General features: G+C 48.4%; 25 protein-coding genes and 1 pseudogene. 11 read left to right on the top strand and 15 right to left on the bottom strand.

What is annotated here, in order from left to right; genetic code table 11:
• Window positions 1–152 precede the first annotated feature (152 nt).
• The 5 genes from C7B65_RS00130 to C7B65_RS00110 all read right to left on the bottom strand — a co-directional run bounded on the left by C7B65_RS00130 (window position 153) and on the right by C7B65_RS00110 (window position 5,818).
• Window positions 153–1,838 (bottom strand): response regulator, encoded by a 1,686-nt coding sequence (locus tag C7B65_RS00130; RefSeq protein WP_073068897.1) that lies wholly within the window; start codon window positions 1,836–1,838, stop codon window positions 153–155.
• Window positions 1,839–1,947: 109 nt separating this feature from the next.
• Window positions 1,948–3,147 (bottom strand): HhoA/HhoB/HtrA family serine endopeptidase, encoded by a 1,200-nt coding sequence (locus C7B65_RS00125; protein ID WP_219898256.1) that lies wholly within the window; start codon window positions 3,145–3,147, stop codon window positions 1,948–1,950.
• Between the two features lie 374 nt (window positions 3,148–3,521).
• The gene (locus tag C7B65_RS00120) at window positions 3,522–4,253 is read right to left on the bottom strand and encodes a response regulator transcription factor (RefSeq protein ID WP_073068895.1); all 732 of its coding nucleotides are present in this window, start codon (window positions 4,251–4,253) and stop codon (window positions 3,522–3,524) included.
• Window positions 4,254–4,365: 112 nt separating this feature from the next.
• Window positions 4,366–4,779, bottom strand: coding sequence for a hypothetical protein (locus tag C7B65_RS00115; RefSeq protein WP_073068894.1), 414 nt, complete (start codon window positions 4,777–4,779; stop codon window positions 4,366–4,368).
• Between the two features lie 268 nt (window positions 4,780–5,047).
• A complete protein-coding gene (locus C7B65_RS00110) occupies window positions 5,048–5,818 on the bottom strand; it encodes a response regulator transcription factor (RefSeq protein WP_317615769.1) in 771 nt (256 codons plus the stop codon).
• 110 nt (window positions 5,819–5,928) lie between these two features.
• Between C7B65_RS00110 and C7B65_RS00105 the strand changes: the two genes are divergently transcribed.
• On the top strand, window positions 5,929–6,120 hold the full coding sequence (locus C7B65_RS00105) for a DUF2949 domain-containing protein (protein ID WP_073068893.1): 192 nt from the start codon (window positions 5,929–5,931) through the stop codon (window positions 6,118–6,120).
• Here the strand turns inward: C7B65_RS00105 and ftsE are convergent.
• The 3 genes from ftsE to proB all read right to left on the bottom strand — a co-directional run bounded on the left by ftsE (window position 6,117) and on the right by proB (window position 8,930).
• Window positions 6,117–6,860, bottom strand: coding sequence for a cell division ATP-binding protein FtsE (gene ftsE / locus C7B65_RS00100; protein WP_073068892.1), 744 nt, complete (start codon window positions 6,858–6,860; stop codon window positions 6,117–6,119). The genes C7B65_RS00105 and ftsE overlap by 4 nt on opposite strands.
• 55 nt (window positions 6,861–6,915) lie before the next feature.
• Entirely contained in the window at window positions 6,916–7,731 is an 816-nt protein-coding gene (locus C7B65_RS00095) for a WecB/TagA/CpsF family glycosyltransferase (RefSeq protein WP_073068891.1), read from the bottom strand.
• An 86-nt stretch (window positions 7,732–7,817) separates the two neighbouring features.
• Entirely contained in the window at window positions 7,818–8,930 is a 1,113-nt protein-coding gene (gene proB / locus C7B65_RS00090; RefSeq protein ID WP_073068890.1) for a glutamate 5-kinase, read from the bottom strand.
• Window positions 8,931–9,172: 242 nt separating this feature from the next.
• Between proB and C7B65_RS00085 the strand changes: the two genes are divergently transcribed.
• The 5 genes from C7B65_RS00085 (at window position 9,173) to C7B65_RS00065 (ending at window position 11,986) form a co-directional block, all read left to right on the top strand.
• Window positions 9,173–9,751, top strand: coding sequence for a Uma2 family endonuclease (locus C7B65_RS00085; RefSeq protein ID WP_073068889.1), 579 nt, complete (start codon window positions 9,173–9,175; stop codon window positions 9,749–9,751).
• Window positions 9,752–9,811: 60 nt separating this feature from the next.
• Window positions 9,812–10,792: a DUF6602 domain-containing protein gene (locus tag C7B65_RS00080; protein ID WP_083582581.1), complete on the top strand. Its 981-nt coding sequence runs from the start codon at window positions 9,812–9,814 to the stop codon at window positions 10,790–10,792.
• Window positions 10,793–10,993: 201 nt separating this feature from the next.
• Window positions 10,994–11,383: a restriction endonuclease gene (locus tag C7B65_RS00075; protein WP_143161978.1), complete on the top strand. Its 390-nt coding sequence runs from the start codon at window positions 10,994–10,996 to the stop codon at window positions 11,381–11,383.
• 103 nt (window positions 11,384–11,486) lie between these two features.
• The gene (locus tag C7B65_RS00070) at window positions 11,487–11,690 is read left to right on the top strand and encodes a hypothetical protein (RefSeq protein ID WP_073068886.1); all 204 of its coding nucleotides are present in this window, start codon (window positions 11,487–11,489) and stop codon (window positions 11,688–11,690) included.
• The gene (locus C7B65_RS00065) at window positions 11,687–11,986 is read left to right on the top strand and encodes a type II toxin-antitoxin system VapC family toxin (RefSeq protein ID WP_219898253.1); all 300 of its coding nucleotides are present in this window, start codon (window positions 11,687–11,689) and stop codon (window positions 11,984–11,986) included. Before C7B65_RS00070 ends, C7B65_RS00065 begins: the two co-directional genes overlap by 4 nt.
• Window positions 11,987–12,169: 183 nt before the next feature.
• Here the strand turns inward: C7B65_RS00065 and C7B65_RS00060 are convergent, their stop codons facing one another.
• The gene (locus C7B65_RS00060) at window positions 12,170–13,675 is read right to left on the bottom strand and encodes a peroxidase family protein (RefSeq protein ID WP_073068885.1); all 1,506 of its coding nucleotides are present in this window, start codon (window positions 13,673–13,675) and stop codon (window positions 12,170–12,172) included.
• Between the two features lie 166 nt (window positions 13,676–13,841).
• Window positions 13,842–14,030, bottom strand: a complete 189-nt coding sequence (locus C7B65_RS00055) for a hypothetical protein (protein ID WP_073068884.1) — start codon at window positions 14,028–14,030, stop codon at window positions 13,842–13,844.
• Between the two features lie 133 nt (window positions 14,031–14,163).
• Between C7B65_RS00055 and C7B65_RS00050 the strand changes: the two genes are divergently transcribed.
• Together C7B65_RS00050 and C7B65_RS00045 are read left to right on the top strand one after the other, a co-directional pair.
• The gene (locus C7B65_RS00050; RefSeq protein WP_073068883.1) at window positions 14,164–14,370 is read left to right on the top strand and encodes a hypothetical protein; all 207 of its coding nucleotides are present in this window, start codon (window positions 14,164–14,166) and stop codon (window positions 14,368–14,370) included.
• Window positions 14,371–14,425: 55 nt separating this feature from the next.
• Window positions 14,426–14,641, top strand: coding sequence for a hypothetical protein (locus C7B65_RS00045; protein WP_073068882.1), 216 nt, complete (start codon window positions 14,426–14,428; stop codon window positions 14,639–14,641).
• 182 nt (window positions 14,642–14,823) lie between these two features.
• On the opposite strand, the gene C7B65_RS00040 is transcribed toward C7B65_RS00045, so the two are convergent.
• Both C7B65_RS00040 and C7B65_RS00035 read right to left on the bottom strand, forming a co-directional pair.
• Window positions 14,824–15,066: a helix-turn-helix domain-containing protein gene (locus C7B65_RS00040; protein WP_073068881.1), complete on the bottom strand. Its 243-nt coding sequence runs from the start codon at window positions 15,064–15,066 to the stop codon at window positions 14,824–14,826.
• 100 nt (window positions 15,067–15,166) lie between these two features.
• A complete protein-coding gene (locus C7B65_RS00035; protein ID WP_073068880.1) occupies window positions 15,167–15,778 on the bottom strand; it encodes a Uma2 family endonuclease in 612 nt (203 codons plus the stop codon).
• 203 nt (window positions 15,779–15,981) lie between these two features.
• Between C7B65_RS00035 and C7B65_RS00030 the strand changes: the two genes are divergently transcribed.
• Window positions 15,982–16,263, top strand: a complete 282-nt coding sequence (locus C7B65_RS00030) for a hypothetical protein (RefSeq protein WP_073068879.1) — start codon at window positions 15,982–15,984, stop codon at window positions 16,261–16,263.
• Window positions 16,264–16,318: 55 nt separating this feature from the next.
• A complete protein-coding gene (locus C7B65_RS00025; RefSeq protein ID WP_073068878.1) occupies window positions 16,319–16,645 on the top strand; it encodes a hypothetical protein in 327 nt (108 codons plus the stop codon).
• Between the two features lie 124 nt (window positions 16,646–16,769).
• Here C7B65_RS00025 and C7B65_RS00020 read toward each other — a convergent pair whose 3' ends face one another.
• Window positions 16,770–17,450: a hypothetical protein gene (locus tag C7B65_RS00020; RefSeq protein WP_073068877.1), complete on the bottom strand. Its 681-nt coding sequence runs from the start codon at window positions 17,448–17,450 to the stop codon at window positions 16,770–16,772.
• 498 nt (window positions 17,451–17,948) lie between these two features.
• Here C7B65_RS00020 and C7B65_RS00015 point away from each other — a divergent pair, with 498 nt between their 5' ends.
• On the top strand, window positions 17,949–21,179 hold the full coding sequence (locus C7B65_RS00015) for an AAA family ATPase (RefSeq protein WP_073068876.1): 3,231 nt from the start codon (window positions 17,949–17,951) through the stop codon (window positions 21,177–21,179).
• Between the two features lie 320 nt (window positions 21,180–21,499).
• Here C7B65_RS00015 and C7B65_RS00010 read toward each other — a convergent pair whose 3' ends face one another.
• Both C7B65_RS00010 and C7B65_RS00005 read right to left on the bottom strand, forming a co-directional pair.
• Entirely contained in the window at window positions 21,500–24,415 is a 2,916-nt protein-coding gene (locus C7B65_RS00010) for a glycerol-3-phosphate acyltransferase (protein WP_073068875.1), read from the bottom strand.
• A gap of 164 nt (window positions 24,416–24,579) precedes the next feature.
• Window positions 24,580–24,764 (bottom strand): annotated as a pseudogene (locus C7B65_RS00005) (photosystem II q(b) protein); the annotation flags it as partial.

Genomic DNA, 24,764 nt, shown 5'->3' with positions numbered 1-24,764 from the left:
ATCCTGGCAGTTACTTTTTAGACACAAAACACACGCACCCTTCGATAGGATACTTGAATTCTTTAGGGAGCCTGGTTAAGCGAGGGTAAGCGTTCAGTTATCTCGACTTTAAGAGTTAGGCGATCGTGTCTCAATCTATCTTTGACAAAGTGCTAATGACGAACCTTCATTTCGACCAACAATTTGACGAGTGAAATCAATTCGTCTTTTATGCGATCGATTTGTTCGCATTCTGCAATAGGCAACTCTGAATCATCAGTTGCCATTTTTAGCGTTGCTTTAGCTTGCAAAGATTGGATCGTGGTTTGTAACTGTTGAGCCTTGACTAACGCCTCATTGAGTTGAGACTCGGTTGCTTTTGCCAGACGATGAAGTCTTTTGTTGCGCTCTAAACGGTTGATAAGGCGCGTCACTAACTCAGGGCCGACGATCGGTTTGCTGACAAAATCATCTGCCCCGGCGCTAAACACTTGATTGACAATATCGGTCTCTTTGTGAACCGTCAGAAACACGATCGGCAACTCGCTCCAGTGTGGGTCATTGCGAATCACTTGACAGAGTTCGATGCCGTTTAGATAAGGCATTTCAACATCAAGCACTAATAGATCGGGCGATACGGCTTCTAGGGTTTGCCAAAATTGACGAGGGTCAGCGATCGTGCTTACCTGCAAACCCCACGGCTGAAGCAAGGTTTGCAGCAGTGCCAGGATTTTAGGGTCATCGTCCACTAGTAAAATCTTGGTTTCTGCCTGATCTAATTGCTGAACCTGAGCCAGAGGCAACGGTTGCGTAGATTCTGCACTCTCTAAGGTTGAACTAGGTGATTGAGAAATTTCTTGCCGCAGAGAATTCACCCAAGTTTGCACTGGCTCTGAAGAAATGTCATGATCTCTCAAAGCACTCTCAATCAGGGCTGCCAACCTCGACCCTTCTGGAAACCCAAATGTTCCGAGCGACCCCGCGAGTGAATGTGCCTCTAATTGCGCCGCTGCCAGCAAATCTGCATCCACGCTGCCCTGAGCAACGGCAGCGATCGCCCTTTCAATCACCGAGATTTGATCACTCACATGACCTTGAAACCGTTCCCAGACTCCGGCAATCTTGACCAACATCGCCGCCTGATCTGATGGCGCTGGAGTTGAGAGCGATCGACTCTTCACCCCTGCTGATGGCTTCAGCCGATAGCCAATGCCATAAACCGTCTCGACTAGACCGCCTGCCGCGCCTGCTGCCCTGAGCTTGTGCCGTAACCCTTTGATATGAGTTCGCACCGCTTCTTCTCCGGGCATATCGTTATAAGTCCAGAGATGTTCTAGGATCATGCCGCAGCTAAACACTCGCCGACTGTTTCGCAAAAATAGCTCTAGCAGCGCATACTCTTTGGGGGTTAGCGCTAAAGACTGGTCTTGATAAGTCACTTCGCAACTGCTGGGGTCAAGCCGCAGGTGTTCCCACTCCAGCACGGGTTGCAAAGCGTTGCTGCCGCGTCTTAACAGCGCTCGAATTCGGGCAACCAGTTCTTCTTCTTGAAAGGGTTTGACCACATAGTCATCGGCTCCAGCATCTAGCCCGATCGCTTTGTCGTGACTGCTATCTCGCCGGGTTAAGAGCAAAATCGGCATTGGGTAGCCGTGCGATCGGATGTGCTGACAAAGACTAATGCCATCCAGTTTGGGCAACATCACATCGAGCAGCACCAGGTCATAGTCAAAGGTTTCAATCAGGTTCCATGCAGCTTGACCATCGGTGACCACTTCAACGGCATAGTTTTGGCCCGTCAGAATTTCTGTTAGAGCATGGGTCATCAACTCATCGTCGTCAACGATCAAGATTCGCATTCTTAAACCATCCTTCAGAACAGGGCACGACTCAAGCGATTACGCTGATCTTAGAATTTTGACCGGGAGCGACTTCATAATTGGTTACAAATATCCATCAACTAAGTCTTCACCCTCGACGATCGACGGCTTCTTGCACAGGCAGTTGCTCTGGTTTGACCGCGATCGCTTCTGTCTGATTTCCCCGCTTGACTGTGATTTGCATTGGGTTGCCGATACTACTCGCTTCGACCTGCTCTTGCACTTGTCGAGAACTTTGAATCGCCACATTGTTAACCGATTGAATCACGTCACCCGGACGCAACCCCGCACGAGCCGCCGGGGAGTTAGGCGCAACTGCGATCACGATCACGCCAGAGTCTTGATTGACTTTAAACCCAGCATTGCTTTGATTGATCTGCGATCGTAACTCTGGGCTTAACTCGCCCATTTGAACGCCCAAATAGGGATGGTCAACGCGACCTTTTGTAGCAAGCTGCTCTGCGATCCGTTTCACCGTGTTGATGGGGATTGCAAACCCTAACCCTTGTGCGCCTTGAATGATCGCAGTGTTGACTCCAATCACTTCACCCGATGAGTTGAGCAACGGCCCGCCAGAGTTGCCCGGATTGATCGCAGCATCGGTTTGGATAAAGTTAATGCGCTCAGTCGGAACGCCGACATCAGCGCTCGATCGTCCGGTCGCGCTGATAATGCCTTGAGTGACGGTGTTGTCAAGTCCGAGCGGGTTGCCGATCGCGATCGCGGCTTGCCCCGGCAGTAAGTTGTCTGAGTTTCCTAATCTTGCGGTGGGTAGCCCCGTCGCGTCGATTTTAACTACGGCCAGGTCGGTCACGCGATCGGTTCCGACTACTTCGCCTCGTAGCCGTCGCCCATCGGTAAGCACTACGACCACACTGTCGGCTCCTTCGACCACATGGGCATTGGTGACGACTCGACCATCAGCGCTGGTGATAAAGCCTGACCCAGTGCCTCGCTGCACTTGTTGTTTGCGAGGTGCCTGACCGCCAAAAAATTGCTCGATCGAGGGGTCTTGAAGTTCTTCTTGCACCGTGCGAGTCGAGTTGATTCGCACGACGGCGGGCCCAGTCTGCTTGACAACTTGAGTCACATAATCGGGATTGTCGCTCGATCGAATTGGAGTCAATTGATTAGGTTGAGTCGGTGCCACAGGAGCCGTCTGGCTCAGAATGGGTTCTTGGGGCTGACTTGAGCCTCTAATTGCAGAACATCCTACACTGCTGCTTGCAGTTAATAGAGCCAGATAAAACGCAGAGTGTTTAAGGATTTGTTTCACAGGTGCTGACATGTATTTTTGAATCATGCAGGAGATTGTCTTCTAGGAATATATCCTAACGATCGTGGATTAAATAACCTGTCAATCTTATGATCAAACTCTTGATTCGTCATGGCTGAGATTTTCGCCCCCTAAATCCCCCAAAATTAGGGAACTTTGAGCCAAGATTCCCGGTTTCAAAGTCCCCCAGAATGGGAGATTTAGGGAGCACAAGCCGACTCAAACGCAGCCATCAACGAACTGATAGACGCGCTAGTTGAGTCCGAGAAGTTGCACCTTAATAAATCCACGTTCTTAACGATCGTGGATTAAATAGGATCGGTTACTGGCAGTGTCAATGGGCACAGCAGTGCCATGGCCTTACGATTAATGGACGAGATCCAAGTCTACGAATCGTTTAAGAGTGCTCGATCGTCCTCCCATTGGTTGCCTAATCTTCCTGACAGGCTGTTTTTCTCGTTGGGAACCGCATTGGCATAGATGGCAAGTTGCGATCGATTTCGGAGATTGAGGCGACTGAGAATGCTGGTTACATGGGTTTTCACAGTTCCTTCTGTGATGTAAAGCCGTTGGGCAATTTCGCGGTTTGTCGCCCCGACCCCAATTAACCGTAGAACTTCGTGTTCTCGTGCAGTGATTTCTGAAGGCTTTGATGGAGATGCTTGGTTTGTTGAAGTCGAAACCCCGTCTGTCGCCAACAATTTATCAAATAACCCTGGGCCAAATTGAGTATAGCCATAATGCCCAAAGCGAATCGCATTTGCCAACTCACGCGAAGGCATATCTTTGAGCAAATAGCCTTTTGCCCCTGCCCTCATTGCTCCAGCAATATAAGAATCATCATCAAACGTGCTTAAGACGAGAACTTTGACATTAGGAAAGTTTTGAGTAATTAGCTTTGTTGCGGTTCGGCCATCCATTTCGGGCATCCGAATATCCATCAGCACGACATCAGGCTGGAGAGTGGCAACCAGTTCTAGCGCAACTTTGCCATTTTCAGCATCGCCGACCACCTGCAAATCAGGCTCTATCTCTAGCATTGCTTTGAGTCCCTGCCGAATCAGGCTTTGGTCATCAACAATCAACAGGCGAATTGGAGGGGATTGATCAGGTTTCATCGGGGGCGACCTCTTAAGGGTGAGATGAATGATCGAGGGGTGGTTAAGTCAGTCAATAAACAGAGCAATGGACAAAGGCATGACGTTGATGATTTCTCTAGAAGCGGATGAGTCAAAATTCGACTAGCCGCGCGATGCCACTGAGCGATCGCGTCTGATAGGTTTCAACTTGTCCTTCAACTCGCCGCCAACCCCTCGGCTGCGGCAGTCGTCGAGTCGTCAGAATCACCTCAGCCTGAATGGAATACTCCATTACACCGACAGGTAGATAAACAATGGGTAACAGCAAGGTCAATATTTTCTCACTTTGTTGAGCGAGATCAGACGCTAGTGTGACGGTGATCAGTCTGCCGATCGCGATGGCAATGATGCTAATTTCGTCACCGCTAAAATGGTTACTACGATCGAGTAGCGCGGTTTGATAATCGAGTTCTGAAACACCTGATTGACGACCGATCGAGTATTGAATCTGAGTTTCGCCATTGTGGAAGACAAACAGATTGGGTTCAAAGACTTGATTGCTCATGCGAATTCGGTGTGGAGACTTGCTTGGGTGCGTCCGCAAATCAGCTTGAATTCTTCCATTTTGGTCATGAATTTAAGCCTGATGGGAGTTAAGTGCCCCCAGATTTACAGGCTCAATTTACCGGGTTTAAAGGGTTGCTCACATCGAATAGATGTCACGGCTGAGATAGGAGATTTGTCATGGAGTGGGACTGGATTAGTCATCGTGTATTCTCTCGCTAGTGACTACCTCCTTTTAGACGTGCGTCTTGATGAAGTTATGCAATCTCTCATTTTTCGTCTCTTCCTTCTAACCAGGGGCGACAGGAATTTGCCACGATCGCGGCCTGGGTGCGATCACGCAAGTTCAGTCGGGTAAGAATGTGTGTAATGTGATTTCTCACCGTTCCTTCAGACAGGTGGAGCGCTTGGGAGATTTCTCGGTTATTTGCGCCCCCGGCAATCAATCGCAACACGTCTCGCTCTCTATCGGTCAGTTCCGCCAAGCCGGGAGGTAATGGTTGCGGTGAGTCTGGCTTTGTGGGTGGCGGTTCAGCCATCACTTTTTTAGCAATCACTTTTTCGACGATTCCCGGCCCAAATTGGGTATAGCCTTGGTGAACCGATCGGATCGCTTTAGCCAGTTCATCGGCGGGAGTGTCTTTGAGCAAATATCCCTTGGCCCCAAAGCGCAGCGCCTCAGAAACGTATTCTGTATCGTTAAATGTGGTCAAAACCAAAACCTTGAGGTCTGGAAACTGCTGACAAATTAGCCGGGTTGCTTCTACGCCATTCATCCCCGGCATGCGGATATCCATCAACACGACATCGGGAAATGGAGTTATTTCTGGCGCTTCAAGTTGATCGTTGGCTTGGCAGTCGGCTAGAAAGCGAATCGCGCTGTGACCATTATCTGCTTCACCAATCACTTGGAGATCGGGCTTTGTTTCTAGCAGCGTCTTCAGACCCCGCCTCACAATTTCTTGGTCTTCTACAAGCAGCACTCGAATCATAAGACTTGTTTTGAATAGCGCGATCGGATCTAAATTGATTGAATCCAACAGTTTTTGACCTATCTCTTCAGACAGATTTCCATCCTGGGAGATTATGAGAGAATTTTACATAATTTAATACCAATCTAATATAATTTTAATCAGGGATAGCAAAATTCATGGAACTCAAGAGAAGGCTTGACTTAATTCGATTTTTGAGAGAAGAACTGGCACTTCCGGCGGCAGCGATCGAGCTTGCTGCGCGTCAGTCTGAGCAAAACACGACCGCATTGCCAATGGTGCTTTGGCAATATGGCTTAGTGACGCTATCGCAACTCGATCAAATTTTTGATCGAATGGAAATTATTTAATAATTCACAGACGATAGCCGCCCGTTTTTAATCTGCACAACTGGATGATTGGACAGACGAATCAAACTCTCATCGTGAGTCGTCACAATCACCGTAATGCCGATCTGATTCAGTTTTTTAAGAATCTTGATCACCTGCCAAGAATTGTCTGGGTCGAGGTTTCCGGTTGGCTCGTCAGCCAAGAGTAAGGGAGGAGTGCCCACGATCGCACGAGCAATGCTAACTCGCTGCTGCTCACCGCCCGATAGCTCTTCTGGGAAGCACTCTGCTTTGTGCTGCAATCCCACCATTTTGAGTGCGGGGGGCAAGCGTCGATTAATTTCTTTGCGCGTATAGCCCTGTGCCCACAGCACAAACGACACATTCTCAGTCACTGTACGCCTGGAAATCAGCTTGTAATCTTGAAAGACAATGCCGATCCGACGACGTAATAATGAGAGCCGATCGCCCCGCAGCGTTGCCGGAAAATCATTGTCTACCCTGACTTCGCCCTCAGAGGCACACTCCTCGCCATAAAGCAGTTTGAGAAAGGTAGATTTGCCAGAACCCGACGGGCCCGTGACAAACAAGAAATCACCCCGCTTGACCTCTAAGCTGACATCGATCAGCGCTTGACTGCCATTGCGATAAGTTTTGCTAACACCCTTAAGCTGAATGATGCTGTCTTGATTAGGAGGCTGGCTCGACGATCGGCGATCGCGTTGCGCGTTTCCAGAAGAATCGGTGAGAACTTGCGGCATGAGACGTGACGATGGAAATTCAATCTATTAGAACACGAAGACCCGAATCTAAACTTCAAAGTCTCGTGCTGACCGGGTTGCGTTTCGTGAACCGATAGAGGATCGATCGCCAGGCAAACTGTGGCAGTGCCAGCATTCTTCGCCAGCGCCAGGGTTCTTGATAGAGGCGATAAACCCACTCTAAATGGTTATCTCTCAGCCAGCCGGGAGCGCGAGTTTTGGTACCTGCCCAAATGTCAAAGCTGCCGCCCACCCCCATCCACAGCGATTGGGGGCAGAGGTGACGGTGCGCCGCGATCCACAATTCTTGACGAGGAACGCCCAAGCCCACAAAAATAATCTGCGGCTGTAGCGTTTGTAGAGTCTTGAGAAAAGCAGGTTCTTCTTGAGCAGAAAGATAGCCGTTTTGCACGCCCGCGATCGTCAACCCCGATAACTGTTTTTGCCACTGGTCAGCGGCGATTTGAGCCACGTCTGGGGCACCTCCAAAAAAGAAAACTGAGAGAGCCGGGTTTGAAGAGGACTCGATCGTAGAAGTTTGCTTTGAACCTAGAGATTCTGAACGAAGGTTAAACTGAGCCGCTTTTCTGAGAATCGACTCTGCCAACTCAATGCCAGGGCATCGGGCAACTCGCTTGCCATAGAGCCGCAGATAAAACACAATGCCTGCCCCATCAGGAATCACCAAGTCAGCGCGATGAATGATGTCTGCCAGGGCAAAATTTTGCTCGGCTTGCATGGTCATTTCGGCGTTGAGAGTGACGACATGACAGCCCAAACGCTGATCGAGGCGATCGAGTAACCAGCCAGAATAATCGTCTCGCAAGTGTATGGGCAACCCCATGACCGAAAATTGGCGGTCTGTTTTCATCGTTAAATGGCTCACGTTCCTCATCCCCATCAGCTTATCAAGCTATGGATTTTAACTGACCAACCAAATTTTGCACCCAAATCTGATTAGTGGCTCAACACCAAATTGTCGCGATGCACGATCGTCTCTGCACCCTCATAACCCAAGATTATGGGGATCTCTTCAGATTGGTGTCCTTGAATCTTCTGCAACTCTTCGCGGCTGTAGTTCACTAGCCCTTTAGCGATTTCAAGACCAGAGCGATCGCATAAAGTCACCGCGTCATGACTCTCAAACTCGCCTTCAACTTGCAGAATTCCGGCAGCGAGTAGAGATTTTCCGGCGTTGGAAATTGCTTCGACGGCTCCATCATCTAAAATTAGCTTTCCAGTCGAGACTAAGCCGTGAGCGATCCAGCGTTGACGAGCATTAAAGGGGCGAGGTTGCGGTTCAAATTGAGTGCCGATCGCTTCTCCTGCCAAAATCTTTAAGAGATTCATCGGCGATCGTCCTTGAGTGATCACGGTTCTCACCCCGGCACCCGTCGCAATTTGGGCAGCCGCAATCTTTGTCACCATGCCACCTGTGCCCCAGCGAGAACCCGCACTGCCCGTCTGCACCTGAAGCTCTGCGAGTTGCTTGATACTTTGAACCCGCGAGATCGGTTGAGCATCAGGGTTGCTGCGCGGATCGTCGGAATAGAGGCGATCGACATCGGTGAGCAAAAATAACCAATCTGCATCGACCAAACTGGCAACTAGCGCTGATAGCGTGTCGTTATCGCCAAATTTGAGTTCATCCACCGCAACCGTATCGTTTTCATTGACGATCGGAACGACTCCCAGTTGCAACAGCTCTTGAAAGGTGCGGTAGACATTCACATAGCGACTCCGCTCAATCAAGTCGCCACGAGTCAGCAACACTTGCGCGATCGGCTGCTGCATTGCCGTAAAAAAGTCATCGTAGATTCGCATCAGGCGACCTTGCCCAACGGCGGCAACAGCTTGTTTAAGGGCGATCGATTTAGGGCGATCGGTCATTCCCAGTCTCGCGCACCCCACTCCAATGGCTCCTGAAGACACCAGCACTACCTGACTTCCTTGCTGTCGTAAGGTACTGAGAACTTCTACCAAGGCAGCGATTGTGGATAAAGCGAGTTGACCCGTCTCAGGCTGAGTCAGGCTAGATGTACCAATTTTGACCACTACTGTTTGAGCCATAGCAAATTTAAAATAATGATTAGATGATTGCGACTGTTAATCACTAAAGAGATGGAGAATCACTCATGAATTTTGCGCTACGATGAATAGCTAACCATAGAGTAAAGAACCGTAGGGTGCAGGATGGAGAATGTCGATCGCGAACAAACGGTAAATGTACTAGCATCTATAGTTAAGCACCTGAGAAAACTCAGAACAAGACTTAGTGAAGCACAAATATCACTTAGAGCAAAGCTAACGCCATGACCCAAACAAAGCAACGGTTCTCAAGTTTTGAGGAGTATCTTGACGATGACGACGGGACGGATAATGTGTATGAATTGTTCAACGGAGAATTAATCGAAGTGCCGCCAGAGCCAGGATTTAATGTCGGAATTGCAGTTTTTCTACTGGCTCAATTTCTTCCACTGGTAGGACATCTGAGAGTCAGACCTCATGGGCTAGAACTCGAAGTTAGAGGCGAACCGCGCAACCGATTCCCAGATCTGACCATCATTTGTGAACAACATATCGAACAACTGAAACGGCGCAACACGATTCGTCTGTCGATGGCTCCTCCATTATTGGTTGTTGAAGTGGTTAGCCCTGGAGACTTGCAGCGAGACCGCGACTATGTGGCAAAACTAGGGCAATATGCAGCGATCGCCATCCCCGAATATTGGATCATTGACCCTGAAACTCAAGAGATATCTGTCTGCAATCTGCTCGGTGGAAGCTATGAAGTGAGGGAGTTTCGAGGAAACGATCGTATTCAACCTCAGCTTGAAATTCTCCAAAGTTTGCAGTTGACGGCTGAAGAGATTTTGAAGGCAGGGGATTAGAGGAGCAATGATTTTTGTAGAACTTAGACGTTAGCTTTCTATAGAGGGAGATAGAAGTATTTGGAAGAAATCAAAAGTCATGATCTTTTCGATTTTATGTCGCAAATCAGCCAAGAGATGTCCTCGGAGTATGCCCGTATTCAGAAACGTGCTACCGAAGATTCTGGTACTGCTGGAGATCAAGGAGAGGAGAACTGGGCTGAACTATTGAGGGATTGGTTACCACCTACCTATCAAATTGTGACGAAAGGCAGAATCATAAACCAGGATGGTAATACCAGTCCTCAAGTTGACGTAATCGTACTAAAGTCGTCTTACCCCAAGAAGCTACTCAATAAGAAGGTTTATTTGGCAGCAGGTGTAGCTGCTGCTTTTGAATGCAAAGTCACTCTCAAGGCTGCTCATATTGCTGAAGCTTTAGAAAGTTGTGTTGCAATAAAGTCATTCTTCACGCCCAGAAAAGGCTCTCCCTTTAAGGAGCTAAATGCTCCAATATTATATGGGTTACTGGCACATTCCCATTATTGGAAGGGCGATAGGTCAACACCAGTTGAAAATATTGAAAATAAACTTGTTGAAGAAGATCGCAGATTGGTTGATCATCCAAGAAAAACAATTGACTTGATCTGTGTGGCCGATCTTGGATCTTGGCATTCCTCAAAGAAGACTTTTTTGACACCGAATCAATACCTCAATTTAAGGACTCCACCAAATCATTCTGGACGATCGCTTGAAACCACTACTGCATACATAGGACATACAAACAACTTTGAGAATCAAATGGAGCACTTTAAACCAATAGGCGCTTTTATCTTTTACTTATTTCACAAATTGGCGTGGGAGAATCAAGAGTACCGTAGCCTTGCTGATTATTATGACCTGACTGATATAGCTGGTTCTGGTAGTGGTCCTGTCAGGTATTGGAACAGCAATATTTATTCTGATGAAATCAAAGTAAAACTTGAGAGATATATAACAGGTGTCGAAAGAAGCATAGTGTCAAATGGTGAACCCTGGGACGAGTGGCAGATCATGTTTTGAGATCATTCCTTCTAAACCTCTGCTAAAAAGATCTTCTCTGCGCTTAGTGTCAACCCTAGTAAGGCATCAGAAATAACGATCGCTGTTGCTCAAAAACTTAACCGTAAATGGATTGGCATCGACATCACTTATTAAAGCATTAGTTTAATTCTCAAACGCCTCGAAGATAGCTATGGAGAAGCAGCCGTCTTTAACGTCAAAATGACAGGCATTCCGAGAGACATGAAATCTGCCGAAGCCTTGGCGAACAAGAACGACTTTCAAGTCAAATCTGGCAAAGTCGATTCTCGTGACATTCGCGATCTCTTGGGCACAATGACCCGCGAAAAAGCCGCCCTTGGCATCTTCATCACCCTCAAAAAACCCACCAAAGATATGCTGCAAGAAGCCAAAACTTGCGGACTCTATCATCACAAAATTATGGGATGTTCCTATGACAAGATTGCGATCGTCACCATTCAAGACATGATCGAAAACGGTCTACGATTGCACGTACCTCTCAGCATGGAAGTCCTTAAATCTGCCCAACGCAAAAACCAGGAAGACAATCAGTTACCGATCTTTTTAGAGCAGATGGACGAAGCCGTGTAGATTGCGGTAACTGCAAAGCAGAAGATCGAGATCAAAGAATTCCGCAGCCCGCTTTTTGCATAGACTAAACTAGATTTTAGGCGCACTTGCACACCTTAAAATTATGACAACATCACTGCCCGGACAAGACAATGCTGTAGCGAATGCAAAGCCTTCCGCCTCAGAAAACGCCACTAAGCGACCGATTTGGGAAATTGTTGCCGAAATTGGCGCTCAGATTCCTGATGAAGAATGGACAACTGTGCCCAGTGATGCCTCCATCAATTACAAACATTATCTGTATGATCAGCTCTCGAAAAACTCATGACGGCTGTGTTTGCTGATGCAGGATATTGGATTGCGCTTTTCAATCCTCATGACGCACTGCATACTAAAGCACTCACAGTTTCTCAAGCAATACAGGCTCAACCGATCGTTACAAGTCAAACGGTGTTAGTGGAGTTTCTCAATCACTACGCATCAATGGGTTCAAGATTTCGTCAACGCGCTGTCGAAGTTGTAGAGCGCCTTCAACAAGAGCCAGATGTTGAAATCATTTCCCAAACCAATGAGCAATTTGATAAGGCTTTGCTTCTCTACGCACAGAGACAAGATAAAGAGTAGGGATTCATAGACTGTGCTTCATTTCTGATTATGCCAGAGCGAAGAATTTCACAGGCACTTCCCTACGATGAACACTTTCGGCAAGCAGGTTTTGTGCCTCTGCTACGGGAGAGCTAACAATCTGAAGGCAAGTCGGGACGCATCGCCCACGCCCCTCGATCGCTCAAATTGCTGAAGTTAACGCTAGAGATTGATCACGACTCCTGCAAACTTAAGCAGATCAATCATCTTAAAGTCTCCGGTCGTGCTGAGAGTCGGTATCCACTCAGGATCTTGCTTCAAATAAGACAAAGAGTCTCCTTCTAGCAAACCAATTAACACCTCTGTAATAATGCGTCCGCCTACCGGACCCATGCGCTTGCCGTCACCCAATACGTCTGCCTCGCGCAACACGTAAAACCATAGGGGCGTACGGGTATCTAAAACAAAGTGCTTGAGGTCAGCAAGATCGCTTGGCTCAAGAATCTTCTCATTCATTGCTTTCGCGACGCTCTGACCCGAAGGTACTCGAAATGCTAGATTTCGGAGCAGATTGCGCTGAGCAAGCGACTGAGGCTCCATACCGGGAATACCCGGCAGATCAAACAGCACTGACGAGAGCCTCGTATCGATCGTTTTGTTAGGACGCGATCGCCCATCTCCAAAATCAAAAAACGTTTGCCAGTCAATAAAGCGGCGTTTCGATCGTTTACCCCCCCGCAGGTCATTGGGGTCTGGATCATTGGGTGCGGGTGAATTGACTCTGCCGTCATCAAAGATCAGCGCAATAAACTGTTCACTATCATCAGGTTTTGCCCCAAAGTTGGCGCGATAGCTGGGACGCACCTGCGAATGCCCAAATCGATAGGCTGCTACCGAAAACTCAACAGGAATGAAGGGCAAGTTGCGCCAGTTATAAAACTTCCGCCCATGGGTCAAAACGTTTGTGACCATCTCTTGACCTACCGTTTTGGGCAGAAACTCATGCACAATAATCCACTGATAGTGCCATCTGACCAAGCGCTGTGCCTCTGCAAAAATCTCATTCGGATTTTTCAATTCTGTTTCTTGCTTGACCCTCGCCACGACTGCGTTGTGAAACTTCAAAAAGGCAAGGTGGAGTTGAGAGACAATCAAGTTTTCGTCGTTGCGGGGGTCACCAATCAGGGCAACGTTTTGACTGTTGCGAGGTAGATCAAATCGGGGTTTGCCATCGCGAGACACGGTACTTGAGTCTGGGATTTCTTCGGTCAGAAAGGTGGTCAGCCCAGAGTCAACGTTTTGATCATATAAGTGAGGTGAGGCGATCGAACCCGACCCATAAACGTTGTCTAGCGCCAAGGTCGGTGTTCGGAAGTTGGCGATCGTTTCTGGGTCTTGCTGACGTTCTAAACTCGATGTAGGGTCGAAGGTCATATCGTGGTCGAGAAACTGACCCAAAAAAGTCATGCCTGCGGTCAGGTTTGGGTTGTTGGGATTTTCCAGACTTTTTTCGGGTTTGGTAATTAGTCCAACGGGGTCATTGATATCATCTTTGGCATCCATGATGCCGCCTTGTTTACCAATCTCTTTGAGGGCTGCTCGCAAGGTGGGGTTGTCTCCTGCAAAGGGCGGTAGCGTTGGGAATAGTCGTCCAAACTTTCCTTGGTCGTGGTAGATAGAGCGAGGAGGGTTCTCTCCTCCTAAAGGCATGGCTCCATGACGGGTCATATAAAGGGTTTCCTTACCGCGATCGGTCTAGCTTAAATTCACCTCCAGACTAACCATCAGGTATTAAGAGCGCGAAAATATAACATCTCGCAGCATATTTCTTGAAGATAAGTAACGCACGATACTGTTTTTTGTAGCTTATAACTGTTACCTCTTGTGATAGTTTTCAACGATTTAACTCTGCGATCGCATCCTCCACAGTTCCTCGAAATACGGTGCCTGCTTGATGAGCGGCTTTCGTTTGAGCAATGTTATTGGCGATTTCTGCACGGCGGTGTTCAATCAGTCGGCGTTGGATGATTTCGAGCAGCGCGGCTTGATCGTCAATGGAGAGAGATTCGATCGCTTCTAACATAGGCGATCGCAGGCGTTTGTTAGATTTGGGAGCGATCGCCCTTCCAACAAAACAGCAGTTTCAATTCCTGTTCTAATTCCCTTCTGTATTGCGACAATAGAATAGAGAAGATATATGTCAAGGTAAGGTCATTATGCAGCTTCGCCAAGACCTTCTAAATTTGATTGAACAGCTTTCTGATGAGCAGTTGGTTTTGTTGATGCCGTTGGTTCTTGCCTTGCGAGATCATCATCAAGTCAAGCAGGTTTCGAGTGAAGCGTCCGGGGCTTATCAGGCTTGGGTAGGCGCGGAAAATGACGTGTATGATGAACTTTTTGTAGATGAGTTGGCAACGCAGTGATCGTGTCTGCGGATATGCTTAATCAGGTTTCGGATGATGTAATGGTGGTGCCTGGTTGTTGGGATATACCTGCAAAGACATTTGTAGCATTCTTTATGGTGCTAACAACAGCGATACCTTACGCCCAGGACTCGCGAAATATCTATACCCACTGATCGGCGATCTGATTCGTGATCGCACCCAACAAGAACCAGGTAAAATCACAGGCGTTGTCGTCCTAGTCCAGCTAGAAAAGTTGGGTTATCGGAAAGCCTTGATGAGCGAAGACTGAGACTCTGTTTTGGATAACTAAACGATCGCCGCCCTACGCGCAGTTGATCTAGCATCCTGCCAGGGTGCAGTCGGGCTGTGGTACAGACAAACGACCATACTGCACTTAATCAACACATTACTAAAACCGTTGAGTTGAGCAAACTGCTATTACGATCACGCAAACTGCTTTACGCACTCATCTCAGCTACCTAGCGAACTAAAATCATTGGGAATCTCATCGGCTGAGATCTGCAATACTTGCATCATCGCTTTCCACTGACGAGGCGTGAGTTTCGCTTCCGTTTCGCCAGAGATCCATCTCTGATAGGTGCGAAGGGGAACGCCACAATGCACCGCAAACTCAGCTTGAGAAAAATGGGTTCGTTCGACTCTCAAAGCTTCGATCGGCGATTGGCTGTCTTGGGGGCGGCGATCTTTGTTCACTCTCAAAATATTGACGCGCCATATTGCCGGATTGATAGGTGACGTGTCATATCGTTTACGAGATGGTTTACCTCTAAGAGCAGCTAAACATAAACTTCTTCTAAACCCCAGCCGCAAAGATTTGTTCTGCGGTAAGCGCCAACTCTGGAAAGGTGTCAGAAATAACCCGATCTTTTCCCCGAAATTGCTGCACTTGATACTCGCCTTCCATCCACTGATAAACCGAAATCGTCGGCTGTTTGGGAGAGCCAATATATCGCTTTGCACCCAATCCTTTAAAATCGACAATCCAATACTCAGGAATGCTCATCCGTTCGTAGTCTGTCACCTTGTTTCCATAGTCGGTGTTCCAATTGGTACTCACCACTTCTACGACTAGTTTGATCGATTTGCCATGCTCGATCGTCGATGATTTCTTCCAGCGGGGTTCATCCTGAAGTGCCCCTCGGTCTAAAACAAGAATGTCTGGTTGGTAGCCACTGTCTTCGCCGGGAGGCTTAACCAGGTAAGTTCTGGGAATGATATAAGGCAATTGCAGCCGTCGAACTTCCAGAAACAATTCACCTGTAGTAAATGCGGTTACTTCTTCGTGATCACCTGTTGGCAGCATTTCAGCGATCGCTCCTCTATAGAGTTCGTAGCGCCCTGCTCGATCGGGATACCACTCTACAAACTCCTCAAAACTCATAAATTTTGGCGAAGCTTGAAACATAGTGCTTGCCTCTCTCATCTTTCAACTGATATTACGATAACGCGAACTGAAAAACTTTCCAGTGTTTGATGGAAAGTTTCCAGCCTTCTATCCTAGGATTCGTGATACATTAACCCCAATCCTTCCGCTTAAACAGGTATCCAATCTTGAGGTTAAAGGGTAAAGGTAGATCATCGTTTAGTCCGCATGATTTGCCGAACAAGATGAAGCCGAGACAATTTTGCCGCTTGTGGTTCAACGTTAGTGAAGAAGACGAGAAAGCCAGAGGCTACCGCACGCAATGCGTAAAACTGCTTTCCCGCGTCATTGGTTTGGAGGAAGACACGATCGAACGTTGGGGTTCAGGGGTCGATTTTCCTGGAATGCCAGACCAATACGAAAACACGCTGGGCTATGCCATGACGATTAAGCGAATGCTGGAAGAAGGCGGAAAGAGTCAACGCGAGATCTTTCAAGCCGTTTTGCAACAGTTGGAAGATTCATAAAATTTATTATTGAATTATTTTCTGACTTTTTACTGGAAACTCTCATCCTTATCTATTGACCCCAAACCAGGGGTTTTTTATTGTTAGAAAGTTCAACTGTTTTTCGTGGCATCTAAAATATGAGTTACCAAAACTCGCTCAGTCCCTGGGTGATTATCGTCGCCTGCCTAATTTTCAGCGTCAATTTATCGATCGATTTCGTCGCCGCACCCACGCCGAAGAATATTTGAAAGTGATTCAGCGCCTTAGCCCCGATGCTGAATTTGAGATTGTCTACGAGATTGCTCAAGCAGAAAGCCATAAACCCTCACCCCAAACCCCTCTCCCGCAGGAGATGGGTTTCAATCAATCTCTGGTTCCCTCTCCTTGGGGAGAGGGCTAGGGTGGGGGCTGCTTTGAGGCGGTTTTAGGAAAGTCGCACATCGCGTCACTAAATTACTTTAAACAAAAATAATCTGTGTAAAAGCATTACAAATAACGCACCTACACCGATTAACCTCAGAGCTTTAGTAGACAGCGTTCACTGTTAGAGAACTGTTGAGCGTCAACGACAAATCAGTTTGAGGATTTACCACTAGCACGTCGGCACTGCCACGTTTCAGCAAGAATTGACCTAAAGCACCCACACCACTCCCGATCAAAACCTTGCCTACAGAAATGCGGCGGTTGCCTGTGATTCCACTAATAATCGCGGCAGCACCCGCCCCGATCGCGGCACCCGTTAAAATACTGCCTGTGCTTGCACCTTTTTGGATGGTTTCTCTGCGGGTCACCACATTAGAAGAGGCATCGATCGACAGGCGATCGCCATTCGTCAAAACCAGCGTTTTCGCAAAAAACTGAGTGCCGCCTTGCGAAGGTCTGAGTTCGCCTTCTACCTGGCTTCCAGCCGGAATCAACAACGCGCCAGACGAAGTGCGAACGTTTCTAGCAATCTTCAGCGTGACTGCACTGGTTTCGTTAGGTGCCACCACAATTTTGTCGTTGTCATAGGTAACAGGCAGAACCGTGCCTCTCGGAATTCTCACCTGACCCGATTGGACGGGTTGAGTAGAAGGATACTGCTGTGAAGGGAACAAGGGCGCGGCGGCAGCATTGCCGATCGCAAAGGGTGCCAGACTTGTAGAGGTCATGCCCAATGTGAGAGCCAGGACAGTCCCCGTTTGCCATTTTCTGAATTTCAACATTTGCACGTCCTTAGAGTCTTAGTCTAGTAGCGATGGTTTCAATGACCGAGGCAAGTTTAGCAAGGTTCCTAATGAGGGAAAAATCATCCAAAGGGCATAAGGTAGGTGCAGATTGTGAAAGGCTTCTGCTATCAACGATGCTCGATCGCCAATCCCCTATTCATGGGGCTACTGTGTATATACAAATGGCTTCAAGTTCGGATTTCTTGGGAATTGTCCCCTAAATCCCCCAAAATGGGGGGACTTTGAATTTTGGAACTCTCTCTTCTCAAAGTCCCCCAAAATGGGGGATTTAGGGGGCTGAAATGGAGCGATAAACGATTTGTGTATACACAGTAGACCCATAGGGTATGTTGAAAAGCCCGATCGCGCCGTCATTTTTAAGAGTTTTTAGAAAAACCGTTACGGACTAACCCTTCAAGCGCGTACACTACAAGAAGTGCGAGTGTACTTCGGTGCATTTGTACTCAATTCACTCGATCGGGCGAATCGCTCTCAATGATTCCTCAGCAACTCACACTCAAGAATTTTTTGAGTTATCGTGCCGCCACGCTTGACTTTCGGGGGCTGCACACCGCTTGCGTGTGCGGAGCTAACGGGGCTGGCAAATCGTCGCTGTTAGAGGCAATTGCTTGGGCGATCTGGGGCGAAAGTCGGGCAGCCTCTGAAGATGATGTAATTCACGTTGGTGAAGCTGAAGCGCGAGTTGAGTTTGTGTTTAGCATGCATCAACAAACCTATCGCGTGATCAGAACTCGGCAACGAGGAAACGGCGTAGCGCTAGAGTTTCAAATTGCCCACGGAGCGATCGCAAGTCACAACTCAGATTCACACTTACCCTCGTTTCGATCGCTCACCGAAAAAGGAATTCGTGCCACTCAGCACTTAATTCTGGAGCATTTGAAGCTCGATTACGATACGTTTGTCAACTCAGCTTATTTGCGGCAGGGTCGCGCCGATGAGTTTATGCTCAAGCGTCCGGGCGATCGTAAACAAATTCTCGCTGATCTGTTAAAGCTACAGCGCTATGATGAGTTAGCAGAGCAAGCCAAAGATAAATCTCGTCAGTTTAAAGGGCAAGTAGAACTGCTAGAACGAAATCTAGCGTCGATTCAACAACAGTTGCAACAAACCGAAGCGATCGCGCTAGAACGCGCCCAGTTAGAGGCAACACTAGCGCAAATGCAGCAGCAGCAAACTGCCTATAATGAGCAGTTGCAGAATCTTTTAGCCAGACAGCAACACCGACAAACCACAAAACAGCAACTCACCTGGCAACAGCAACAGCAACGTAATCTTAATCAAGACTGCCAACGCCTGCAAAAAGAACTCACGCAGATCGATCACCAACGGCAAACGCTAATTGAATTGCTGCAACAAGAACGCGCGATCGCCAATGGATATCAGCAATGGCAAACGCTGCAAATGCGGGAAGACGGCTTTACTACAAAATTTCAAGCCCATCAGGTTGCTCAAGCCAAACGCCAACAATATCAGCAGCAACAAACCACGAAACTCAACGATCTTCAAAATCAGTTACAAAATCTGCAAGCGCAAGGCGTGGTGTTAGAACAACAGTTTCAAGAGATTCAGCGCACCCTCAGCAAAGCTGCCGATGTTGAAGCCGGAGTTGAACAACTGCGAGAGGCACGGCTGCAACTGACTCATCTAGACCAACTGCAAATGCAAGTGGCTCCGCTGCTTCAGCGTCGCCAACACCTGCAAAGCGATCTCGATCGAGCCTCAACCCGACTCACCGCCAGACTTGATGAACTGCGAACTTCTGCACATCAGCTTCAGACCCAGCAGCAGCGTCAGCCCAAACTACAGCGCGCAGCCGTCGAAGTTGCTGATCGCATTGAAGCGTTAGAAAAACTCAAACTCTATCAAGAACAAGTGCGCGAAAAAGGGCTAGAGCGGCGCAGCTTTATGGATCGACTGCAAGCCCATCAGCGCGACCACGAAGCCCATCTCGCCGAATTAGATCACAAACTGCGGATGCTCAAACAAGGCACATTAGGAGATCAAGATCTTGCAGAACTAGAACGTGAGTTGACAGCAGATAGAGTTACGGATGAACAATCCATTCATTCAACCGAGTCCTCATCCGCAACTCAATCTGTTGCGACTCTCACGCAACCCTCAATCCTCGACCCGCAAAATTCTTCTTATCCGCCTTGTCCGCTCTGCGATCGTCCCCTCGATGAACCCCACTGGAATCTCGTCTTACAAAAACACGAGCAGCAGCGGCAAGAAGTGTTCGATCAAATTTGGGTGATTCGAGAACAGTTAGCGGTGTCTGAGCGAGAAATTCAAGTTTTGCGGCGAGAATATGCAGAACTTGACACTCAACTCGCGCAATTTGGCTCGGCGTTAGAGCGACGCGGACAACTGCAAGAACAACTTCAAACTACCGCCGATGTGCAAAAAAGCCTGGAACAACTTACGGTAGAAGCTTCTCAACTCGAACAACAACTGCACGATCGAGACTATGCCACTGATGTGCAAGAAGAATTGACCCTACTCGATCGCAGCCTCCAACAACTGAGCTATGACGAAAAAGATCACGCCCTGGCACGAGGAGCCGTCGATCGCTGGCGGTGGGCAGAAATTAAACTTGCAGATATCAAACAGGCACAGCGACGACAGGCCCAAATGACTGCCCATCAGCCAGAGCTAACAGCTCAAGTGTCTCAGCTAGAACAGCAAATAGAACAGCTTCAGGCAGACACCGCCGCCGGATTTGTGCAGAGCGATCGCCAAATTGCTGAAATTGGCTATGATTTAGCGCAACACAATGCGCTCAGAGTCGCACTCCGGCAGGCACAGCCTTGGCAGTTGCGGTTTCAAGAACTGCGACAGGCACAGCAGCAATTTCCGCAGGTGCAGCAGCGTCTCCAAGACTTGGCGCAAACCCTCCAGACGCGGCTAAACGAGCTGCAAACGGTGAGCCTCCACACTCAAGAACTCGTCAGTTATTTAGAGCAAACATCCGATTTTACGGCTCAGATTCAGGCGATCGAACAAGAACTACAACGGCAGCGCCAACAGCTAGATGAACAGCTTGCCCGTCTGGGTCGGCTTCAGCAACAGCAACAGCAGCAAGACGCGCTCAGAATTCAAGATGGAGAACTCAGAACCCAGTTAACCCTGGCACGTCAGCAGAGCCGAGTCTATCAAGAACTCGCCTTAGCCTTTGGCAAAAATGGCATTCAGGCACTCTTGATTGAGAATGTGCTGCCGCAGCTAGAAGCGACAACGAATCAAATTCTTTCTCGTCTCAGTGCCAATCAACTGCACGTTCAATTTGTGACTCAACGCACCGCCCGCAGTGCAAAATCTTCTAGCAAATCGACGCGAGGCATCACCCAAAATCCCAAATCGATCGAGACCCTCGACATTCTGATCGCCGACGCTCACGGCACACGCCCTTATGAAACCTATTCAGGCGGAGAAGCCTTTCGGGTTAATTTTGCAATTCGTCTGGCGCTGGCTCGATTGCTATCACACCGATCGGGCACTGCCCTGCAAATGCTGATTGTTGATGAAGGCTTTGGCACACAGGATCAAGAAGGCTGCGATCGCTTGATTGCGGCGATTAATGCGATCGCGCCTGACTTTTCCTGCATTCTCACAGTTACACACATGCCCTATTTTCGAGAGGCGTTCCAAGCGCGCATTGAGGTCACAAAAACCTCTGAAGGCTCACAAATTATGCTCTGCCTCTAGGGATCTATCAAAATTAAATTGCCAGAGTGATTGTATCAATTTGATTTAACGTGAGATCGATGAAGTTTTTCGCTGCGGTTGCAAATCCGGATTGCCCCCTAAATCCCCCAAAATTGGGGGACTTTGAACCTAAACTCTGAGCTTAAAGTCCCCAAAATTGGGGGATTTAGGGGGCAGAAGCCGCTGAAAACGAAGCGAAAGAACTCATCGAACTGACGCTAAATTAAGCAAATTTACGTACGGGTAGGGCACTGCCGTGCCTTCAACCTTGCAAGTAACCGACGTTATGTAATTTACGATCCTTAGATTTTTCTTCACCACTACAAAATTTCAACCGTTCCGCTTTGACCATCGATGCGAACAGACTGCCCATCGCGCAAAAGATGAGTCGCGTTGTTGACATCCATCACAGCGGGAATGCGATATTCACGAGCGACGATCGCCCCGTGCGACAACCGACCGCCAACCTCCGCAATCAATCCTCCCACTCTTGCCAAAAGCGGTGCCCAGCCAGAATCTGTATAAGGAACCACGAGAATGGTCTCTCGATCGAGGTCAGTTACATTTGCTGACAGCGATCGCATCACTTTAATGCGTCCTTCAACCTGTCCGGGGCTGGCCCCAATGCCTTGCAACTGCTGAGAAGATTGCCAATTTTGCAAAATCGGGGCGGGTGGATCGTCTCCATAGACGATCGTCGGAACTTGCTCAAGCTGATCATCGGTCTGAAGGCGCGATCGACGTTGAGCAATCACTTGAGGAATCCGCTCAAGCATTTGGCGATCAAGATGCGAGGCTTGGCGGACTTCTTCTAACGCTAAAAAAAAGATATCACCCGGTTCAGAAAGTATGCCCGATTGCAGCCAATCCCTTTCTAACGCAACAAAACTCCATCGCAACTCTGCTAATAGCTGACTATAAACTTCTGTGACTCGCCCTTTGAGACCAAACCGACGCTGAACAAACCCAGCTTTACGTGGCTTAACTGATTCTGCTCTAAGGGGCGGATTCAAACAAAACTGAGCAAATAAATCTCGAACAGGTTGTGAGTATTCTCTCCAAGTAGGCACCGCAATATCGGTTCCGACCTCACTTAAATAGCCATAACGATTTAAGATTTGGTCAAACCGATCGAGAATTTCTCGCCCGTTGACTGTTCTGTCTAGCATTCCAAAAAGTTCTGAACTGCTAACAGCATTTTTATCTGTCCCAGTTATCTGTTCATTGCTGATTAAATCTTGATGGGCTGCGATCGCTAATGCTTGCAGCGATCGCAGTGCCGCCACCTCTGGCGTATCTCCATTGTCAATCTGTTCATCGCTAACTCGCAAAATCGCCTTTCGCAATGCTGCACTCAACGGAACCAAAATGCTATAAAAAGTGGCAGTTTTGAGCAACTCAAGAATCAGCTCAACTCGCTCTACCAGATTAGCAACAGACAATTCAGAAGTGGGATGCGTCGCAACCTCGTTGAGAAAAGGAGAAAATCTGCGGCGATCGTCCCGACCAAAGTTCTGCTCAAGCTGCCATTCATGACCGATTAACCGCAGCAATCCCGGCAGATTGCGAAGCGTTGACTGCACCGGAGGCTTACTAAATGTTGCCCCTCTCGTGAGAAACTCTAAACTCTCAGACGGCAACCCCATTCGTCGAAAAAGTTGCCCTAGCAGTGATGCGTTGAAATAAGCGCGAGAGTAGTGCAGCGTTGCCGTGTCATTAAAATCGAGTCCTTGAGCGCGATCGCCCAGCACGATCGTAAAAATTTCTCCCCAAACGCCGCACGTCAACGGACGATTGATCGACCAGGTAAGCGGACGAATCAACCCCGGAATCACTTCAGCCGCAATCTTACGAGTCCAGATTGGCAACAGAGTTGTGATGGGTCGAGACTGCAACACCCACAAAGCGCGACCATCATAAGTCCACTCCACATCTTGAGGAACGCCGTGATACTGATTCTCAAGACGGCGCACCAGAAAAGCCACTTGCTGCACTAATCTCGGTGGAATATTGCCTACTCCCGTGACTTCCAATATCAATTCATCGGGTAAAACCCAATCCGAATCTAGCGTTAAAGCATCGGGGACTTGAATCTCATAAGCTTCTGGAGTCACTCGTCCTGATACGATCGATTCTGCATCACCCGGCAGGGCTTCAATAACAACCGCATTGCCTTGCCTAGAAATGGGATCGCGACTAAAGGCAACTCCAGAAAACACACCCCGAATTTGCTTCTGAATCAGCACCACCATCGAACTATCAGATAATCCACGATCGCGCCGATATTGAACTGCCGAAGCGCGATTATAAGACTCTAAACATTGCGCGATCGCGGGCAGCAGTTCTTCTCGCCGCGTCACGCCCAAAATTGTTTGATATTGTCCTGCCGCCGAAGCCGCCTCAGAATCTTCTCCGATCGCAGAAGATCTGACGACCAAAGGCTCCGCCTCAGAAGGCTGAAGAATCTCGATCAGCGGCGCAGGGTCATCACCCGGAAACAAAACCCAACCCTCTGGCACTGGGTAGCCCGATCGCTTCAGATCCGATAGAGTTGCCGCTTTTTCTCCTGCCTTGCCCGGTAACAAACGTTGATCGAGAGAAACTAGGGAGCGATCGCCCCGAAAGAATTTAAACATAGACTGAGATGTTTTTTGCGCGGCTTCAGTCCTCATATCTAAGTCGTCTGGAATCTTTTTGTAAATCCATCCTAAAAGGACTGCTAACGCGATCGTCATCACAATCAATGCAGAGTCTTGAGAATGCCGCAACGCAGTCACTAGGGGGAATAAAATCAGAATGCCGATTCGACCCTGGCTGCGTTCTCGAAGAATTGTAAAGCCGATGCCACCGATTAAGAAAACCAGAAGAGCAGAAATCGGGTCGTGTACTGCGTAACCCCAGACGACATTCGTCGTGCCCGCCCCTTGGCTAATCCAATAACGCCCAAACACCAAAGCAATCAGTGCAATCATTTCCCACTCAGCATGATCAGGAAAGAAAGCACGAGCCAGAAAAACGGCTGCAATTCCTTTTAGCGCCTCCGACAGAACGGCTAAAATTCCGGCAAACTTTCCGCCATGATAAAAAGCAGCCGAGACACTCACATTTCCGGTGCCGAGATTTTTTAACCGTTTCCTAGTAATTCCATAAGTCATCCAATCGATCAGAGGCAGACCTCCCAAAATTGGACAGATTATGAAGATCACGAGAGATCCCCAGACTTGGGTGAGCGTCATGACTGTAAAAGCAAAATAAAACCTTTCTTGCAGTCTACGATCGTGTTCAGCAAAAAGTCTAAGTTTTCTCTAAAGTCTTCATTGCTGCAAAGGCCAAACATTCAAAAAGCCCTCCACGCAAGTGGAGGGCTTTTCTATGTCAGACCGATTCTACCCAGGAAAGCTTAACCGTGGATAGCAGGCGCAGACAAAGCCACAGGTGCCACATCGCCCGATGCCAGGTCAAGCGGGAAGTTGTGGGCATTCCGCTCGTGCATCACTTCCATCCCCAAGTTCGCTCGGTTGATCACATCCGCCCAAGTGCTAATCACTCGTCCCTGCGAATCAATGATGCTCTGGTTGAAGTTGA

This window comes from Phormidesmis priestleyi ULC007, from assembly GCF_003003695.1.
Taxonomy (GTDB): Bacteria; Cyanobacteriota; Cyanobacteriia; order Leptolyngbyales; family Leptolyngbyaceae; genus Phormidesmis_A; species Phormidesmis_A priestleyi_A.
The sequence above is the reverse complement of the archived record's forward strand: the minus strand, read 5'-3'. Positions and strand labels throughout refer to the sequence as shown.

Coding starts and splice junctions, on each gene's coding strand:
- C7B65_RS00115 (WP_073068894.1), bottom strand. CDS start 4,779: ATGAGCAATCAAGTCTTTGAACCCAATCTGTTTGTCTTCCACAATGGC.
- C7B65_RS00075 (WP_143161978.1), top strand. CDS start 10,994: ATGACAGGCATTCCGAGAGACATGAAATCTGCCGAAGCCTTGGCGAAC.
- C7B65_RS00010 (WP_073068875.1), bottom strand. CDS start 24,415: ATGACGCTCACCCAAGTCTGGGGATCTCTCGTGATCTTCATAATCTGT.
- C7B65_RS00120 (WP_073068895.1), bottom strand. CDS start 4,253: ATGAAACCTGATCAATCCCCTCCAATTCGCCTGTTGATTGTTGATGAC.
- C7B65_RS00055 (WP_073068884.1), bottom strand. CDS start 14,030: ATGTTAGAAGCGATCGAATCTCTCTCCATTGACGATCAAGCCGCGCTG.
- C7B65_RS00125 (WP_219898256.1), bottom strand. CDS start 3,147: ATGTCAGCACCTGTGAAACAAATCCTTAAACACTCTGCGTTTTATCTG.
- C7B65_RS00070 (WP_073068886.1), top strand. CDS start 11,487: ATGACAACATCACTGCCCGGACAAGACAATGCTGTAGCGAATGCAAAG.
- C7B65_RS00035 (WP_073068880.1), bottom strand. CDS start 15,778: ATGTTTCAAGCTTCGCCAAAATTTATGAGTTTTGAGGAGTTTGTAGAG.
- C7B65_RS00015 (WP_073068876.1), top strand. CDS start 17,949: ATGATTCCTCAGCAACTCACACTCAAGAATTTTTTGAGTTATCGTGCC.
- C7B65_RS00030 (WP_073068879.1), top strand. CDS start 15,982: ATGAAGCCGAGACAATTTTGCCGCTTGTGGTTCAACGTTAGTGAAGAA.
- C7B65_RS00095 (WP_073068891.1), bottom strand. CDS start 7,731: ATGAAAACAGACCGCCAATTTTCGGTCATGGGGTTGCCCATACACTTG.
- C7B65_RS00060 (WP_073068885.1), bottom strand. CDS start 13,675: ATGACCCGTCATGGAGCCATGCCTTTAGGAGGAGAGAACCCTCCTCGC.
- C7B65_RS00130 (WP_073068897.1), bottom strand. CDS start 1,838: ATGCGAATCTTGATCGTTGACGACGATGAGTTGATGACCCATGCTCTA.
- ftsE (WP_073068892.1), bottom strand. CDS start 6,860: ATGCCGCAAGTTCTCACCGATTCTTCTGGAAACGCGCAACGCGATCGC.
- C7B65_RS00050 (WP_073068883.1), top strand. CDS start 14,164: ATGCAGCTTCGCCAAGACCTTCTAAATTTGATTGAACAGCTTTCTGAT.
- proB (WP_073068890.1), bottom strand. CDS start 8,930: ATGGCTCAAACAGTAGTGGTCAAAATTGGTACATCTAGCCTGACTCAG.
- C7B65_RS00065 (WP_219898253.1), top strand. CDS start 11,687: ATGACGGCTGTGTTTGCTGATGCAGGATATTGGATTGCGCTTTTCAAT.
- C7B65_RS00105 (WP_073068893.1), top strand. CDS start 5,929: ATGGAACTCAAGAGAAGGCTTGACTTAATTCGATTTTTGAGAGAAGAA.
- C7B65_RS00020 (WP_073068877.1), bottom strand. CDS start 17,450: ATGTTGAAATTCAGAAAATGGCAAACGGGGACTGTCCTGGCTCTCACA.
- C7B65_RS00085 (WP_073068889.1), top strand. CDS start 9,173: ATGACCCAAACAAAGCAACGGTTCTCAAGTTTTGAGGAGTATCTTGAC.